Origin of the sequence: Lentzea jiangxiensis (assembly GCF_900104175.1) — a bacterium.
Taxonomy (GTDB): Bacteria; Actinomycetota; Actinomycetes; order Mycobacteriales; family Pseudonocardiaceae; genus Lentzea; species Lentzea jiangxiensis.
This window is the reverse complement of record NZ_FNIX01000003.1, coordinates 529,757-544,463: the sequence shown is the minus strand read 5'-3', so window position 1 is coordinate 544,463 and position 14,707 is coordinate 529,757. Positions and strand designations below refer to the sequence as shown.

15 protein-coding genes are annotated in these 14,707 nt (G+C 72.4%); 8 read left to right on the top strand and 7 right to left on the bottom strand.

Translation table 11 applies throughout. The features are described from left to right. The first annotated feature begins 77 nt into the window (after positions 1 to 77). Entirely contained in the window at positions 78 to 971 is an 894-nt protein-coding gene (locus BLQ91_RS13440) for an NAD(P)/FAD-dependent oxidoreductase (protein ID WP_090097115.1), read from the top strand. A gap of 248 nt (positions 972 to 1,219) precedes the next feature. Beyond that, on the top strand, positions 1,220 to 3,241 hold the full coding sequence (locus BLQ91_RS13435) for an MGH1-like glycoside hydrolase domain-containing protein (protein WP_090097114.1): 2,022 nt from the start codon (positions 1,220 to 1,222) through the stop codon (positions 3,239 to 3,241). Between the two features lie 46 nt (positions 3,242 to 3,287). Here BLQ91_RS13435 and BLQ91_RS13430 read toward each other — a convergent pair whose 3' ends face one another. Genes BLQ91_RS13430 through BLQ91_RS13420 form a run of 3 tightly spaced genes read right to left on the bottom strand, consistent with a single transcriptional unit; the run spans position 3,288 to position 5,903 of the window. Further along, positions 3,288 to 3,959: an AIM24 family protein gene (locus BLQ91_RS13430; RefSeq protein WP_090097113.1), complete on the bottom strand. Its 672-nt coding sequence runs from the start codon at positions 3,957 to 3,959 to the stop codon at positions 3,288 to 3,290. Between the two features lie 7 nt (positions 3,960 to 3,966). Continuing rightward, positions 3,967 to 5,334, bottom strand: a complete 1,368-nt coding sequence (locus tag BLQ91_RS13425) for a DUF2867 domain-containing protein (RefSeq protein ID WP_143022627.1) — start codon at positions 5,332 to 5,334, stop codon at positions 3,967 to 3,969. Further along, the gene (locus BLQ91_RS13420; RefSeq protein ID WP_090097111.1) at positions 5,331 to 5,903 is read right to left on the bottom strand and encodes a hypothetical protein; all 573 of its coding nucleotides are present in this window, start codon (positions 5,901 to 5,903) and stop codon (positions 5,331 to 5,333) included. Before BLQ91_RS13420 ends, BLQ91_RS13425 begins: the two co-directional genes overlap by 4 nt. A 220-nt stretch (positions 5,904 to 6,123) precedes the next feature. Here BLQ91_RS13420 and BLQ91_RS13415 point away from each other — a divergent pair, with 220 nt between their 5' ends. Continuing rightward, a complete protein-coding gene (locus BLQ91_RS13415) occupies positions 6,124 to 6,888 on the top strand; it encodes an SDR family NAD(P)-dependent oxidoreductase (RefSeq protein WP_090097110.1) in 765 nt (254 codons plus the stop codon). A gap of 60 nt (positions 6,889 to 6,948) precedes the next feature. Here the strand turns inward: BLQ91_RS13415 and BLQ91_RS13410 are convergent, their stop codons facing one another. After that, positions 6,949 to 7,356 (bottom strand): RidA family protein, encoded by a 408-nt coding sequence (locus BLQ91_RS13410; RefSeq protein ID WP_090097109.1) that lies wholly within the window; start codon positions 7,354 to 7,356, stop codon positions 6,949 to 6,951. A gap of 91 nt (positions 7,357 to 7,447) precedes the next feature. Here BLQ91_RS13410 and BLQ91_RS13405 point away from each other — a divergent pair, with 91 nt between their 5' ends. Continuing rightward, positions 7,448 to 7,957 (top strand): MarR family winged helix-turn-helix transcriptional regulator, encoded by a 510-nt coding sequence (locus tag BLQ91_RS13405; RefSeq protein ID WP_245733386.1) that lies wholly within the window; start codon positions 7,448 to 7,450, stop codon positions 7,955 to 7,957. Between the two features lie 4 nt (positions 7,958 to 7,961). Here BLQ91_RS13405 and BLQ91_RS13400 read toward each other — a convergent pair whose 3' ends face one another. After that, positions 7,962 to 8,561: a TetR/AcrR family transcriptional regulator gene (locus BLQ91_RS13400; protein ID WP_090097107.1), complete on the bottom strand. Its 600-nt coding sequence runs from the start codon at positions 8,559 to 8,561 to the stop codon at positions 7,962 to 7,964. 131 nt (positions 8,562 to 8,692) lie between these two features. On the opposite strand from BLQ91_RS13400, the gene BLQ91_RS13395 reads away from it, so the two are divergent. Next, positions 8,693 to 9,490 (top strand): SDR family NAD(P)-dependent oxidoreductase, encoded by a 798-nt coding sequence (locus tag BLQ91_RS13395; protein WP_090097255.1) that lies wholly within the window; start codon positions 8,693 to 8,695, stop codon positions 9,488 to 9,490. A gap of 113 nt (positions 9,491 to 9,603) precedes the next feature. Here the strand turns inward: BLQ91_RS13395 and BLQ91_RS13390 are convergent, their stop codons facing one another. Next, positions 9,604 to 10,458: a DUF1963 domain-containing protein gene (locus tag BLQ91_RS13390; RefSeq protein WP_090097106.1), complete on the bottom strand. Its 855-nt coding sequence runs from the start codon at positions 10,456 to 10,458 to the stop codon at positions 9,604 to 9,606. 146 nt (positions 10,459 to 10,604) lie between these two features. Here BLQ91_RS13390 and BLQ91_RS13385 point away from each other — a divergent pair, with 146 nt between their 5' ends. The 3 genes from BLQ91_RS13385 to BLQ91_RS13375 all read left to right on the top strand — a co-directional run bounded on the left by BLQ91_RS13385 (position 10,605) and on the right by BLQ91_RS13375 (position 14,173). Beyond that, positions 10,605 to 11,537, top strand: coding sequence for a LysR family transcriptional regulator (locus BLQ91_RS13385; RefSeq protein ID WP_090097105.1), 933 nt, complete (start codon positions 10,605 to 10,607; stop codon positions 11,535 to 11,537). 47 nt (positions 11,538 to 11,584) lie between these two features. After that, entirely contained in the window at positions 11,585 to 12,541 is a 957-nt protein-coding gene (locus BLQ91_RS13380; RefSeq protein ID WP_090097104.1) for a TIGR03564 family F420-dependent LLM class oxidoreductase, read from the top strand. A gap of 396 nt (positions 12,542 to 12,937) precedes the next feature. Next, complete coding sequence (locus BLQ91_RS13375; protein ID WP_090097103.1) at positions 12,938 to 14,173, top strand: SMI1/KNR4 family protein; 1,236 nt, start codon at positions 12,938 to 12,940, stop codon at positions 14,171 to 14,173. Between the two features lie 61 nt (positions 14,174 to 14,234). Here BLQ91_RS13375 and BLQ91_RS13370 read toward each other — a convergent pair whose 3' ends face one another. Continuing rightward, positions 14,235 to 14,702: a MarR family winged helix-turn-helix transcriptional regulator gene (locus BLQ91_RS13370; RefSeq protein WP_090097102.1), complete on the bottom strand. Its 468-nt coding sequence runs from the start codon at positions 14,700 to 14,702 to the stop codon at positions 14,235 to 14,237. Positions 14,703 to 14,707 lie beyond the last annotated feature (5 nt).

Here is a 14,707-nt window from a genome sequence, read left to right as displayed (position 1 = left end):
GCGGCCTGCCTGGACGACGAGTCCGGCGCGGTCGTGCGGACGTGTGGCCGGTGCGGTCGACGCCTAGGGTGACCTGTGTGGACGTTGTCGTGGTCGGTGCGGGAATCGCCGGGCTCTCGTGCGCACGCGCGTTGGCGGACGGTGGTGCGCGGGTGCGTGTCGTCGAACGAGGCCGGGTCGTGGGCGGGCGGATGGCCGGCAAGCGGGTCGGCGGCCGGTACGCGGACATCGGTGCGGCCTACTTCGTCGCCGACGACGTGGATTTCGCCGAGCAGGTCGAGTCCTGGCGCGCACGGGACCTCGCCCGGCCCTGGACCGACACGTTCAAGGTGTTCCCGGAAGGCCGGGACGCGCGGGGACCGGTCCGGTGGGCCGCCGCGGGTGGGCTGCGCGGCCTGGCGGTCGACCTCGCCCGCGGGCTCGACGTCCGGTTGTCCACGCGGGTGGACTCCGTGCCGGAGGACGCGGACGCGGTGGTGCTCGCCATGCCGGGCCCGCAGGCCCTGCGGTTGTCCCCGCCACCCGCGATCGCCTCGGCCGCGTCCCGCCAGACCTGGCGGCCGGTGATCGCCGCCGTCTTGACCTACCCGGACCGCTCGTGGGCATCACTGCCCGGGGCGTTCGTCAACGACCACCCCGTCCTGGCCACCGTCTGCGACGACGGTGACCGCCGCGGCGACGGCGCCCCGGTCCTGGTCGCCCACTCCACCGCGAGACTGGCCGCCGCGCACCTGGACGACCCCGCTGCCGCCGGTCCGGTCCTGGCCGGGGCCGTCGGCGATCTGCTCGGACTCAGCGCCTCACCGCGGATCGAGGTGCACCGCTGGACCTACGCCCAGCCCGAGGTGGGTGACGCCTCGCCGTACGCGACCGACGGCCGGGTGTGGCTCTGCGGTGACGCGTTCGGCCGTCCGCGCGTGCAGACCGCCTGGCTCTCCGGACGAGCCGTGGCCCGCGCGCTGCTCGGCTGAGCCGCGGACCCGGGAACGGCGCCGCGACGGCACCCCCTGCACCGGACGGAACCCCGCGTCGAGCGGCCCCGCGGCCGAGGAGGTCATCGCCGCTCTGGCGCAGTGCCGGGCGTCCTCCCGGACGAGAGGCCGCAGCGAGGTGTGACACAAGCGGACAGGAATCGTCCCGGCACTCTCCGTGAGAGCGGTTGCATGGTCCACTGCCCTTCGGCCGCGGGTCGGTCCCGGGGCCGGGAGAGGTGCACGGAATGAGTCCCCGGCGGTGGATCGGTCGTGTCCTTCTGAGCGTGGTGACGGTGTGCGGTGTGCTCTCGGGTGCCTCACCGGCGACCGCCGCCACGCCGCCGTCGCTGCGGTTCGCGAACCCGGACAGCCAGGCGCTGTACGGCACCGCGTACGCGGCGGCGCTGGACAACCTGTTGCGGCGCAACACCTTGGCCTACGACCCGCGCCACAACAGGAGCGGTCTGCAGGACCCGGCCGTCGGCTTCGTCCGCGCGGGCGGCGGCTACCAGCAGCCGTGGACGCGCGACGCGTCGATCAACAGCTGGAACGCGGCCAGCCAGCTGTCCCCGGCCCTGGCGGAGAACACGCTCTGGGCCGTGGTCGACCGGGACTCCGCCGGAGCCCTGCGGGTGCAGCAGGACGACCAGCAGTGGGACCAGGTCGTCTGGCTCACCGCCGCGTGGCACCACTACCTCGTCACCGGCGACCGCGAGTTCCTCGGCAACGCCTACGACACCGCCAGGAACACCCTGACGATCCGCGAGAACGCCGGCAGCGCGGGCTTCAACGCCACCTACGGGCTGTTCACCGGCGCGTCGTTCTTCAACGACGGCATCGCGGGCTACCCCGCACCGCCGGCCGACGCGACCGAGTCGGTCAGCACCGGCAGCATGCCGTGGCCGGGCATCGCGAGCGGGATGTACCTGAGCACCAACGAGGTCTACTACGCCGCCTACGTCAACGCGGCGAACATGGCCGAACGGCTGGGGCGGGCGCAGGAGGCCGCCGGCCACCGCTCGAAGGCCGCCGCGCTCAAGGCCGCGATCAACCGGCACTTCTGGAACCCGGCCACGGGCCTGTACGACTACCAGCTGCTCGCCGACGGCACGCGCGGCGCCTACCAGGAGGGCACCGGTCTCGCGTTCGCGATCCTCTTCGGCGTCGCGAACCCGGCCCAGGCGCGGTCGATCGTCGCGAACGCCCGCGGGATGAAGTGGGGCATGCCCGACACGTTCCCGCACTGGGACCGCTACTCCGAAGCCCAGCCCGGCAGGCACAACGCGATCGTCTGGCCGCTCGTGCAGGGCCTGTGGGCCAAGGCGCTGGCACGCCAGGGCGACCAGGCGAAGTTCGCGGCGGAGACCGCGCGGCTCGCGAAGCTCGCGAACAACAACAGCGGGTTCTGGGAGATCTACAACGGCACGACGGGAGTCGTGGACGGCGGCTACCAGCGGCTGGGCGACACGGTGAAGTTCCACTGGGGTTCGGAACCCGACCAGACCTGGTCCGCCACGGCGTTCCTCGACATGGTCCACACCGGACTGTTCGGCCTGAGGTACGGCGACGCGGGCCTGACGTTCGCGCCCACCCTGCCCGCCGGCTGGGGTGACGTCACCCTGCGGAACCTGCGCTACCGCGACGCCGACCTGACGATCTCCCTGCGCGGGGCGGGCACGGCGATCCGCTCGGTCACGGTCGACGGCCGCCCGGCACGCCCCGAGATCCCCGCGACCCTGACCGGCGCGCACACCGTCGAGATCACGCTGACGGGTGCGACCGGCGGCGACCGCGACGGCGACGGCGTGGCCGACGCGCGGGACCGCTGCCCCGACACGGCGGGCACGGTCTCGGGCTGTCCGGCACCGGCTCACCTGGAGGCCGAGGACGCGCTGAACACCGGCGGCGTCAAGACGAACGTCAACCACACCGGCTACTCCGGCCGCGCTTTCGTCGACGGGCTCTGGGCACAGGGCGCCTCGTCGGCGTTCACGGTGCACCGCGCGTCCGCCGGACAGGGCACCGGCGCCGTCACGGTGCGGTACGCGAACGCCCACAACGATGCGCGCACGATGACGTTGTCGGTCAACGGGAGCGTCGTGCGACAGGTGAGCTTCCCGAAGGTCTCCGACAGCTGGGACGCCTGGGGCACGGTGACGTTCGACGGCGTTCCGGTGAACGGCCGCGACGCGGTGGTGACGTTCTCCTACGAGCAGGGCGACACCGGCGCCGTCAACTTCGACCGGCTCTCCTACAGCGGGTCGTGACCGCGGGGCCGGCTCAGGTTCGGGACCCGAGCCGGAACCCCGGGTTCTACTGCGCGGTCGGCATCGGGTGGCCTTCCGACGCCTGCACGACGACGATGCCCTGACCCTGCAGCGCGAGCTGGTACGCCTCACCCGAGCCGCGGCCGATGACCGCGCCGAGCTTGGCCGTCTTGCGGATCGACGACTGCAGCGAGGTCGACCACAGCACGGCCGACTGCATGTCGACGTACGTCGGCACGTCCACGTTCAGCACGACCGGCGTGCCGTAGGCGGTCACGGCCAGCGCCCCGGTGCCCGTGAACGTGGTGTTGAACAGACCGCCGCTGAGCATCGACGCGCCCTCGGTGCGGTTGATGTCCCACCGGAGGGAGCTGTCGAAGGCGAGCACGTTCTTGCCGTTGACGGTGACGCTCTCGTCCTCCAGGTGGAGCACGAAGATCTCGTCGGCGTCCTGGGCGAGGAACACGTCGCCGCTGCCCGACACCTTCATCAGCGACATGCCCTCGCCGGTGAACGCCTTCTTGAACAGCTTGCCGATACCACCGGCGCCCTCGTAGGCGAAGTCGACCTCGCCCTGGTAGGCGATCATCGACCCCTGCTTGGCGAAGAAGAAGCCGCCGCTGCCGGTGAGGTCCACCTTCAGCATGCGTTCGTTCTGCAGTTGGAAGCTTCCGGGCTCGACGGCCCGCTCCTCGTGGTTGAACAGTGAGCTGCGCATGCGCAGATCATGCCTTAGCCGCCTCGTGGACGATCCCGCGCGCCATCGTTGCGAACACGAGGTCGTGCAAGGGTTTCTGCGCCCACCAGTACAGCTGGCCGAGCAGTCCGTCCGCGGTGAACGTGATCTTCTGCCGGTAGCGCGTCCGGCCACCGTCGCGGTCGACGCGCATGTCGAGCAGCGTGTGGCCGGGCATCTTCATGTCCGCCCGCAACACCAGCCGTCTCGCCGCGTCGTCGCGGTGCACGACGGTCCAGAAGTCGACGACGTCGCCTTCTCCCACCTGGGGTGCGCGGCCGCGGTAGAGACCGATGCCGCCGGCGAGGTGGTCGATCGCGCCGCGGACCGTCCACACGAGAGGGATGGTGTGCCAGCCGTTCTTGCCGCCCAACGTCGTCACCGTGCGCCACACGTCCTCCGGTGACGCCTCGGTGAGCACGGTCCGCTCCTCGGTGAACACCTCGCCGCCGGACTTCTCCGGCTCGGGCGCCGTCGCGGCGCGGATGGCGTTGTCGATGCTCGTGACGCCGCCGGGCGGCGGGGGCAGCACGTCGGTGACGGGCGGGCCGTCGGCCGTGAGGTCCTGGTCCAGGGAGGCGAACAACGGTTCCGCGACCGCGGCCGGTGTCGGCGTCACCAGTCCGGCGACCTGCGCGGCGACCTTGTGCGACCACACCGGCGTGGGCACCGGCAGCCGGACGGGAAGCCCGAGCACGCGCGCGCACCGCTGCACCAGTTCGAGGTAGCTGAGCTGTTCGGGGCCGGGCACGTCGAACGTGCCGTCGACCGGCTCGGGCAGCTCGGCGGCGGCGAGGAGGTAGTGCACGACGTCGGCGACGGCGACCGGCCTGCTGGTGTTGTGCATCCACGACGGCACCGGCACCCACGGGGTGAGCTTCGCGGACGACCGCAGCAGCTCGAAGCTCGCGGAGCCCTCGCCGATGACCATCGAGGCCCGCAGCACGAGTGCGGGCACCCGTCCCGCGGTCACGACGTCGCCGACCTCGGCCCGCGAGGCGAGGTGCGGGGACGGGGAGGCGGAGCCGGGCCGCGGGCCGCCGACGTAGACGACCTGCCGCACGCCCGCGTCCTCCGCGGCGGCCGCCAGCACGAGAGCGGCGCCGCGGTCGACGTCGGCGAAGTCCGCCCGGTCGAGCGAGTGCACGAGGAAGTACACGAGCTCGTTGCCCGTCAACGACTCCCGCACCGCGTGCGGGTCCGTGGCGTCACCGACGTGCACCATGACCTGGGTGGGGAACCGCGTCGCCTGCGCGCTGTCGCGCACGAGCACGGCGACGTCGTGGCCGGCCGCGAGGAGCTCCGGCACGAGGCGCGACCCGAGGTGCCCGGTCGCGCCCATCACCAGGCATCTCACCGGATTCCTGTCCGGTTCTGCAACGCGCCGACCTTGATGCCGTAGAGGAAGAACACCGCCATGAAGACCTCGATCCGCTGCTGTGACGACAGCCCGTCGAGGTCGACCGCGATCTCCGAGTCCCGCACGTCGTCGTTCTCCGCGAGCCGCTGGTTGAAGATCGCCCGCGCGACGTCCTGGCTGCGTTCGTCGACGTCCGCGTGGAACAGCCGGCGCAGGTCGCAGTCGTGCGGCAGCGGGTGGCGGACCAGCTCGGCGGGGTAGCGGGCGTTCATGACGCGCGCGGCCGTGTTGAGCGCGTGGGCGACGAGCGCCGGTCCCTTGTCGAAGTGCTCGACCATGGCGACCAGTTCCTCGAGGGTGGCGACGTCCTCCTCGATGCTGACCGGTGTGCTGATGTCGAGGTCCACCCGTTCCATCGCCATCGCGACGTTCTTGAGCACCTGAACGGGGTCGACCAGGAGCTGGTCGCCGAGGTGGGCGCTCGCCCGGTGGTGGTGTGGATCCAGTAACTCCCGCGTTTCGCGGTCGAGCGGCGCGCGGAGCAAGTCGTCGTTCTCGGTCGTCACGGGCTCGAAATGCCCACTTTGGAGTGAGCGCAATCGTCCGTCCACGAACGGATGACGGCCGGTGCGACGCGTGGGTGATCGCCAAGATGCGCGCTCCGGGTGGAGCCGGACACGCTTTCACCGCTTTGACCAGCAGGAACGCAGTGGCCCCACAGGTCGCCGTTCGGCTGCGACGATCGTCGCCCCCCGTTCGGACCAGGCCTGCGGGTACCGTGGGTCGATGCCGAGTGGAGTGATCATCACCGGGGCGTCGCGGGGCATCGGCCGCGCGACGGCCGTGGCCTTCGCCGAGCGGGGCCACCGCGTCGCCGTGCACTACAGCAGCCGCCGCGACGACGCCGAAGACACCCTCGCGCGGCTCGCCGGCGACGGCCACGTGCTGATCGGCGGCGACCTGGCCTCACCGGAGGCCGCCCGCTCGCTGGTCGCCGAGGCGGTGGCCGCCCTCGGCGAGGTCGACGTGCTGGTCAACAACGCCGCCGTCGCACCGAGCGCCGCCAACCCGCACCGCCTCGGCGACAGCACGTGGGAGGAGTGGACCGGCGCGTGGCGGTCCATGCTCGACGTGAACCTCCTCGGCGCCGCCAACGTCACCTGGGCGGTGGCCCGGCACCTGATCGACCGCGGCGCGCCGGGCAGCATCGTCAACGTCGGCTCCCGCGGCGCGTTCCGCGGCGAACCCGACCACCCGGCCTACGGGGCGAGCAAGGCGGCGCTGCACGCGTTCGGGCAGTCGGCCGCGATCGCCCTCGCCCCGCACGGCATCGCGGTGACGTCGGTGGCGCCGGGGTTCGTCGCCACCGAACGCCAGGCCTCGAAGCTCGCCGGGGACGCCGGTGACGCGGTGCGCGACCAGAGCCCGTTCGGGCGGGTCGGCACGCCGGAGGAGATCGCCGCCGCGATCGTGCACCTGGCTTCGCCGCAGGCCGCGTGGTCGTCCGGGGCGGTCCTGGACCTGAACGGAGCCTCCCACCTGCGCACGTGACGTGCCGCGCCGCCGACGCAGGGGGCGCGCGAACGCCGGGGAACCGTCCGGCACCCGTGATCAGCCGATGACGGCCGTGACCTCGGCCTCGACCAGGATGCCCGGCTCGAACAGGACCTCGACGCCGATCAGCGCGGCGGGCGGGGTCGAGGTGATGCCCAGCTCCTTCGCCGCCTGCTCGACGCCCGCGGCGAACGCGTCGTACATCTCGCGCTTCCAGCCCGCCGCGTACCAGGTGACGCGGACGACGTCGTCGAACGTCGCCCCGGCGGCCGCGAGCGCCTTGGCCACGTTTCGGTAGACCTGCACCACCTGTCCGGTCAGGTCACCGGGCGCGACCAGTTCGCCGTTCTCGTCCCAGGAGACCTGCCCCGCCACGTGGACCTGCCTGCTGCCGGTGGCCACGGCCACGTGGTGGTAGAGCGGCACCTGGACGTGACCGTCGGGGTTGATCAGGGAAACCGTCATCACTCACTCCTCAATGACTTCACGCTTGAAGTGATTCCACTATGCACTCACTTCAAGCGTGAAGTCAAGCGGGGCCCGGTAGGGTGTCCGCGTGGCAGCAGTGGACCCCGAACCCGGCCCAGGCGCTCCGGAGGAGCCGCGCTGGCTCGACGCCGCCGAGAAGGAGGCGTGGACCGGGCTGATCTCGCTCGCGCTGCTGATGCCGGGCCGTCTCGAGGCACCGCTGCACCAGGAGCACGGCCTGACGCTCTTCGAGTACATGACGCTGAGCCAGATCTCGGAGGCGCCGGGCCGGGCGATCCGCATGAGCGAGCTGGCGTACGTGACCAACGGCTCGCTGTCCCGGCTGTCGAACGTCGTCAAGCGCCTCGAGCGGCGCGGCTGGGTGACGCGCTCACCCGACCCGGCGGACGGCCGCTACACGCTCGCCTCGCTGACGGACGACGGCTACGAGCTCGTCGTGGCCGCGGCGCCGGTGCACCTGCGCGCGGTGCGGGAACACGTGCTGGACCCGTTGAACAAGGCCGATCGGCAGGCGTTGGCGCGCATCGCCGCGAAACTGCGCACGCGTCCGTCGGACTACGGCCGCGAGGCGCACTGACCGTCTACTGAGGACCGCGTCCGCCGAGCGCGCCGAGGACCGTGGAGACCTGGAGCCGGGTGCGCGCCGCGGCGTCGTCGCCCTCGCCGAGCTCGGGCGCCCCGGCCGGGAGCTGGTGCACCGCGTCCAGAACCGCCAGGTAGAGGCGCAGGCACCAGGACGGTGACGCCGCCGTGATCGCGCCGGCGGCGTGCAGGCGGGAGAACAGCAGCTCCGCCCGCTCCACCACCTCGTCGCCGAGGAACGAGTGTCCGTTGTGGACTCGGCTGACGACGTCGACCGCCAGGCGGTGGCTGAACTTGATCCCGATGACCAGCTCGGTGACGCGGTGCAGGGCCACGAGCGGGGGAGCGGTCTCGACCTTCGCCTCGTCCAGCGCGTGCAGGTACTGCTCGTTCAGCTGCGCGAACAGGGCGTCCAGCAGGGCTTTGCGGCACGCGAAGCGGCGGTGCACCGTCGCGCGCGCGAGCCCGGCCTCGTCGGCGATCCGTTCCAGCGACGCGGTCGGGTCGTCGGCCAGCACGACCTTGGCGGCCTCGAGGATGCGGGTCACGTTGCGCTCGGCGTCCGCGCGGACGGGACGGGGCGGGGTGGACGCGCTCATCTGACCTCCAGGGTGACGACCAAGAGTAACGATCAGCGTAAATGCGACATCGAAGTCTCGGTTATTGACAGAAGTGAGACTCTCGTGTTGCATTTGTGGTGTCACCCTTCCGACCGCAGGAGTTGTTCACCATGGACCTGAAGCTCGCCGGCAAGCGCGTTCTCGTCACGGGCGCCAGCAAGGGCATCGGCTTGGCGATCGTGCAGGCATTCCTCGCAGAGGGCGCGCACGTCACGGCCGTCTCGCGGCGCACCACGCCCGAACTGGAGGCGACCGGCGCGAGCTTCGTGGCGGCCGACCTCTCCACCACCGACGGGCCGCAGCGCATGGTCGACGCCGTGCTGGCCACCGGTCAGGGACTCGACGTGCTGGTCAACAACGCGGGCGGCGGCACGCTGCCGGAGGGGTCGCTCGACAACGTCCTCGACGGCGGCGACGAGATCTGGCGGGACGTGTTCGAGATGAACCTGCACTCCGCGGTGCGCGTCACCAGGGCCGCGCTCCCGGCGCTGCTGGAGGCGAAGGGCGCCGTCGTCAACATCGGCTCCGACACCGCCCGCCGCGTCGGCGCGCCCGGCGCCACCCCGCTGCCCTACGCGGTGGCCAAGGCGGCGCTGAACATGTTCACCAGGGCGCTCGCCGAGCGCGTCGGGCCGGAGGGCGTGCGGGTCAACGCCGTCTCGCCGTCGCTCACCCGCACCTTCAGCATCGAGGGGGACGGCGGCTACCTCTCCCAGGTGGCGGGCGCCTTCGGCGTCGAGCACGCCACGCTGCTGTCCGGGCTGCCGAAGGAGCTGGGCATGCTGACCGGCCGGATGATCGAGCCGGAGGAGATCGCCCGCGCGGTGCTGCTGCTGGCGTCGCCGACGATGCCGAGCGTCATCGGCTCGACGTGGGCGGTCGACGCGGGCTCCACCAAAGTGGCCTGACCTGCCGCCGCGAGTGCCGCCGCGAGTGCTGCCGCGATCGGCGGTCCGCGTCCTCGGCGACGACGAGCGGCACTGGCCGAGCGGGGCGGTCCGCCCCGCTCGGCGCGGACGGATCAGGGGTTCCAGTAGTAAGTGGCGAAGACGCGGTCGAAACGCCGCTCCTCAAGGTCCTTGCGCTGCAACGCCCAGTGCACGGAGGCGCCCTCCCAGCCACTGATGTCGGTGTGCCAGTCGGCGAGGAGCACCCAGTCCGCGGGTTCCTCCGAGACCGCGAAGTCCACCTTCCCGTCGGCGGCGGCCCTCGTCGCCTGTTCGACGACCGCGTCGAGCGGGTCGTGCAGGTCGACGACCTCCTCGGAGGCGAAGCCGCCCAGTTGCAGCGTGCCCCAGCCGGCGATGCCCGCGCGTGCGTCGCGAAGGAGCTCGCGCAGCTCGTCGGACCGCGTGGGCCACGCCGCTTCCCAGTGCAGGTCCGCGGAGTAGTGCTCTTCGCAGTAGCGGGGCAGCGACAGGTCGGGCGTCGCCCGCAGCGGTCCCTGCGGGAACCGCTCGATCTTCTCGCGGTACTCGTCCACTGTGGACCACCAGGAGGAGTGCCTGTCCCGTTCGGCCACAGCGGTTCCCGCCGGGACGTGCACGGCGCTGCCGGCGTCGGCGTAGTCGCAGTCGTCCTCGACGATCGCGAACAGCAGCAGGGTGCCGTCGGGCGGTAGCGGGAGGTCCGTCGAGCCGGCGGGGAGCGCGGCGAGGTCGATGGTGGCGACGTAGGGCGTGGCTGGGTCGGGGACTTCGGCCGGCAGCAGGAGCGGTCCGCCGAACCGGCCCACCACCGGACCGTCGCCGTCCCGCGCCAGCCTCACGCACGGACGGACGACGTCCTCCCAGTGCCGCACCTCGTCGGCGGAGAAGCCTCGCGCGAAAGCTTTGTCGCGAAAGGAACTCAGTTGGTCTCGTAATGCTGAACTCACCGCGAGATCGTAGTTCCGCCGAGCCCGCGCGGACTCCGGCGCACAGCGCACCGAGCCGGGCCGGTCCGATGTCGACGGACAACCCGGTGGTCCCGTCCGGCGGAACAGCCGATGCCTGGCGGGCATCGCCGTGGTTGGCTTGGGGCGTGGAGTTGCGACAGCTGAGGTACGTGGTGGCGGTGGCCGAGCACCGCCACTTCCGCCGTGCGGCCCAGGCCCTCGGCATGACCCAGCCCTCCCTGTCCCGGCAGGTGGGCGCGGTCGAGCGCGAGCTCGGGACGGCGCTGTTCGACCGGACCGCCCGCGGTGTGGTGCCGACGGCCGCGGGCGCGGTCTACGTCGAGCACGCGCGGCGGGTGCTCGAGCAGGTCGAGGCGGGCGCCGCCGAGGCGCGACGGGCGGCGCGCGGGCAGACCGGCGCGCTGCGGCTCGGGTTCGTCGGCGAGGCGCTGGTCGAGCTGCTGCCGTCGTTGCTCGCACGGTTCCGGTCGGCTCATCCCGCGGTGGCGCTGGAGTGCCGGGAACTCTCGACGGCGCAGTGCGGTGCGGCGCTGCTCACGGGGGAGATCGACCTCGCGATCAGCCGCGGTGCGCCCGCCGGGGAGGGTGCCGAGCGGCTGACCGCGGTGCCGGTCGCCGGCGACCACCTCGTCGCCGTGTGCCACCGAGGTCACCCCTTCGCGGGGCAGTCGGCGATCTCACCCGAGCAGCTGTGCGGTCAGCCGTTGATCGCCTCGTCCGCGGCCGACGAGCCCGCGGCCGCACGGGTGCTGGCCCCGGTGCTGAGCGGTGCCGGTGGGGTCACCTCTGCCCGCGACGTGCACACCGTGATCGGGCTGGCGGCCTGCGGCATCGGCGTCGGGCTGGTGCCCTCCAGCGTGCGCGGGCTGGCCCGGCCGGAGACCGTGATGATCGAGGTCGACCCGCCGCTGCGGCTGCCCGACCTCACCATGGCCTTCCGTGCGGCCGACGTCTCGCCACCGCTGGGCGCCTTCCTCGACGTCACGAGGGCGCACTGCCCCGGCACCGGCAGACGCCTCAGCCGCGTGATGCCCAGGAGGCATCAGGCGGCCGGTTGACGGGCATCACCGCCACGGCGGGGACGCGCGACGGGTGACATGAGGGCATGTCGATCACTCAGCAGGCCGTGCGGTACGGCGTCACCCTCGCGGGCACGGGAGGGCACAACCTGGTCGAGGCCGTCGTGGAGGAGGCGAGCGAGGCCGCCGGGCACGGCGTCGACTCGGTGTGGATGGGACAACGGCTCGACTACGACGCGATCGGCCTGGCGGGCCTCGTCGGCGCGCGGGTGCCGGGTGTCGACGTCGGGGTGTCCGCGGTGCCGGTGTTCGGGCGGCACCCGCTGCTCGTCGCGAGCCAGGCGCAGACCACCCAGGCGGCGCTCGCCGGCCGCTTCCACCTCGCGGTGGCGCTGGGGGCACCGCCGATCGTCGAGCAGGCGTTCGGGCTGCCGTGGGAACGCCCGGTCGCCCGTCTGCGCGAGTTCCTGACCGTGCTGGGCCCGCTGGTCCGCGGCGAGCCGGTCGACCACGAGGGCGAGCTGATCACCGCCAGGACGGTGCTGCCCACCAGGGTGCCCGGAGCGGCGCCGACGCCGGTCCTGGTGGCGGCCATGGCGCCCAAGGCGCTGCGGATCGCCGGGCAGCTGGCGGACGGCACCGTCCCGTACCTCGCCGGGCCGCGCGTGCTGGCCGAGCACATCGTCCCCGCGATCACCGCCGCGGCGGCCGAGGCGGGCAAACCGGCTCCCCGCGTCGTGGCACTGGTCCCGGCCGCCGTCACCACCGGCGAGGAGGCGCGCCGCACGATGGCGGAGGGACTCGCCTTCTACCCGCAGTTCGAGTCCTACCGCCGCGTGCTCGCGCTCAACGGCACCGAGAACCCGGTCGACCTCGCGCTGATCGGCGACGAGGACACCGTGGCGGACGGGCTGCGCGCCTACGCCGAGGCCGGGGCGACGGAGATCGTCCTGACCGCGCACCACGACCTCGACGCCGCCACCCAGTCCAGGACCCGCCGGCTCGCCGGGGCGCTGTCGGCCGGAACCCCCGCACGGGCTTGAGAAGACACCGCGACGGCGGCCTTCTGCGGCAGCACGATCGCAGCTCACGGTGAGCACGTGCAGGTCCCACTCGGCGAGCGCCCCTCCGTACAACCGGTCGAGAAACCCCATGCGCCCGTACGGTGTCCGCACCACGACGGTGGGTGCGCCTCGTTCGTCCGCCGGCGCCCAGTGGTTCGCCGGGCACGTCTGGCCGTCGTGGGTGGGGATCCGCAGGTCACGGGCGCGCCAGACGGCGGAAGGGAGCTTCAACAGCCGTTGCGCGAGCAGGCCGACAGCCGTGCCCGCGAGGTCGAAGCGCGGTCGTGTGCCCACGCCGTCCTTCCTGTTAGGACGGAAGACGAACGGCGAGGACACGTGACGATCTAGGGTGTTGTCCTCCACCTGGGGGGACGCGTGCGGAACGAACTGGCTGCTCTGGCCGCGGAGGTCATGGGCATGACACGCGAGCCGTGGGAGTACCTGCTGCTGCGCGCGACGGTCCGGCGTGGCGCGCTGTGGCCGAACGACCGGATGAACCACCGGCTCACCTCGGGGCCGTCCGAGGAGCACGTGCGGTGCAAACACCCGCAGGCTTTGCGGGCGTTGCCCCGCGACTGCGTCCTGGAGATGCGCATCGAGCGAGACGGCACGTTCGAAGCATTGCTGACCAACGGCATCAAGCAGTTCACCGGCTACCTGCCTCCGTCGTACACCGTGGTGGTGGAACCGCGTCCACGGGAGCTCTTCGAGCCCCACGAGCGCGTCGGCGTGGTGAGCGACGGGCCGTTGGCGCACGTCGAGGCCGCGCTCGGCGCGCGGATCCCCGCAGACGTCCACGACCTGTACCGCGGCGGCCGCACCACGCTCGGCGGGGACGAGCTGATCCCCGCCGACGAGATCCTCGCGGTGCACCGGAGGTTGCTCGAGAGGGGCAGGGAGAAGGCCGGTGACCCGCGCCGGTGGCACAGCTTCTGGCAGTTGGCGTTCAACCCGCCGGGAACCGTCCGGCCGGTGCCCTTCCACCCGCTGTGGGTGCCGATCTCGCGCACGCCCGGCTACCACGGCGAACGATGCGTCGACCTCGCGCCCGGACCTGCCGGCCGGGTGGGCCAGGTGCTCGACGACGGTGTGCTCAGGGCCGGTTCCGTCGAGGAGTGGTGCGCGGCCCCGATGCCGCGGGGGATCAGGGCCGAGCGGCTGACGAGTCCGACGCCCGCGCGGATCGCGGCGGTTCCGCGGGACGCGGTGGTGCTCGAGGTCGACGCGGCGGAGGAGCTCGACCTGACCGCGCTCGACCTGACCGCGCTCGACCTGACCGCGCTCGACCTGCCGTCCCTGGGGAGGCTCAAGGTGCGCGCCGGACGCGTGCGGGTGGGCGATCTGCCGATCAGGGACCTGGAGGTCCACGCGGACGAGGTCGAGCTGGGCGCTTTGGACCGGTTGACGACACTGCGGATCAGCGGTGCGCGCGTCGAGCTGCCACCGCTGCCTTCGTTGCGCGTGCTGCACGCGGCCGAAGCCGAGGTCGACGTCGTGCCGGACGGCCTCGACTACCTCGCGCTGAACGCCGGGCAGTGGTCGCGGTGCAAGGCGCGCCCAGCCGCCGCACGGCTCTACGGCGAACGATCGCTCGCCCGCGCCCTTGACTGAGCCACGGGCCTGGGAGCGGAGCTGCCGCGCGAGGTGGTCCGGGGACGGGCCGGGTAGGCGGTCAGGACGGGGAGCGGTGCACCGGCGCGTCCTCGTCCAGGTCCACGAGAACGCGGTGGAGGTGCTCGGCGGCCGTTTGGAGCACGGCTTCGTCGACCTGGCCGAGAACGCGGCCGATCACCTCGGTGACGGCTGCTCCGGTCTCCCGGGCGACGTCCCCGCCCTGCTCGGTGATGCGGACGATGGTGCTCCTCGCGTCGGCGGCGTTCGCCTCGCGGGTGATGTGACCGTTCTCGTGCAACCTGCGCAGGATGTTGCTCAGGCCTCCCGTGGTGAGCAGCAGCTGTGAGGAGAGCTCGTGCGGACGCGCGCCGTCACCCCGGGCGGCCAGCGCCCCGAGCACGTCGAGTTCGCTGCGGGAGAGCCCGCGCTTCTTGAGCACGTCGGCGATATGGCGTTCCAGCAACGTTTGCAGCCTCACGGCGTGCTGGGCGAGAGACAGCGAGGAAAGCTCACGAGCGGAAGACACACCCG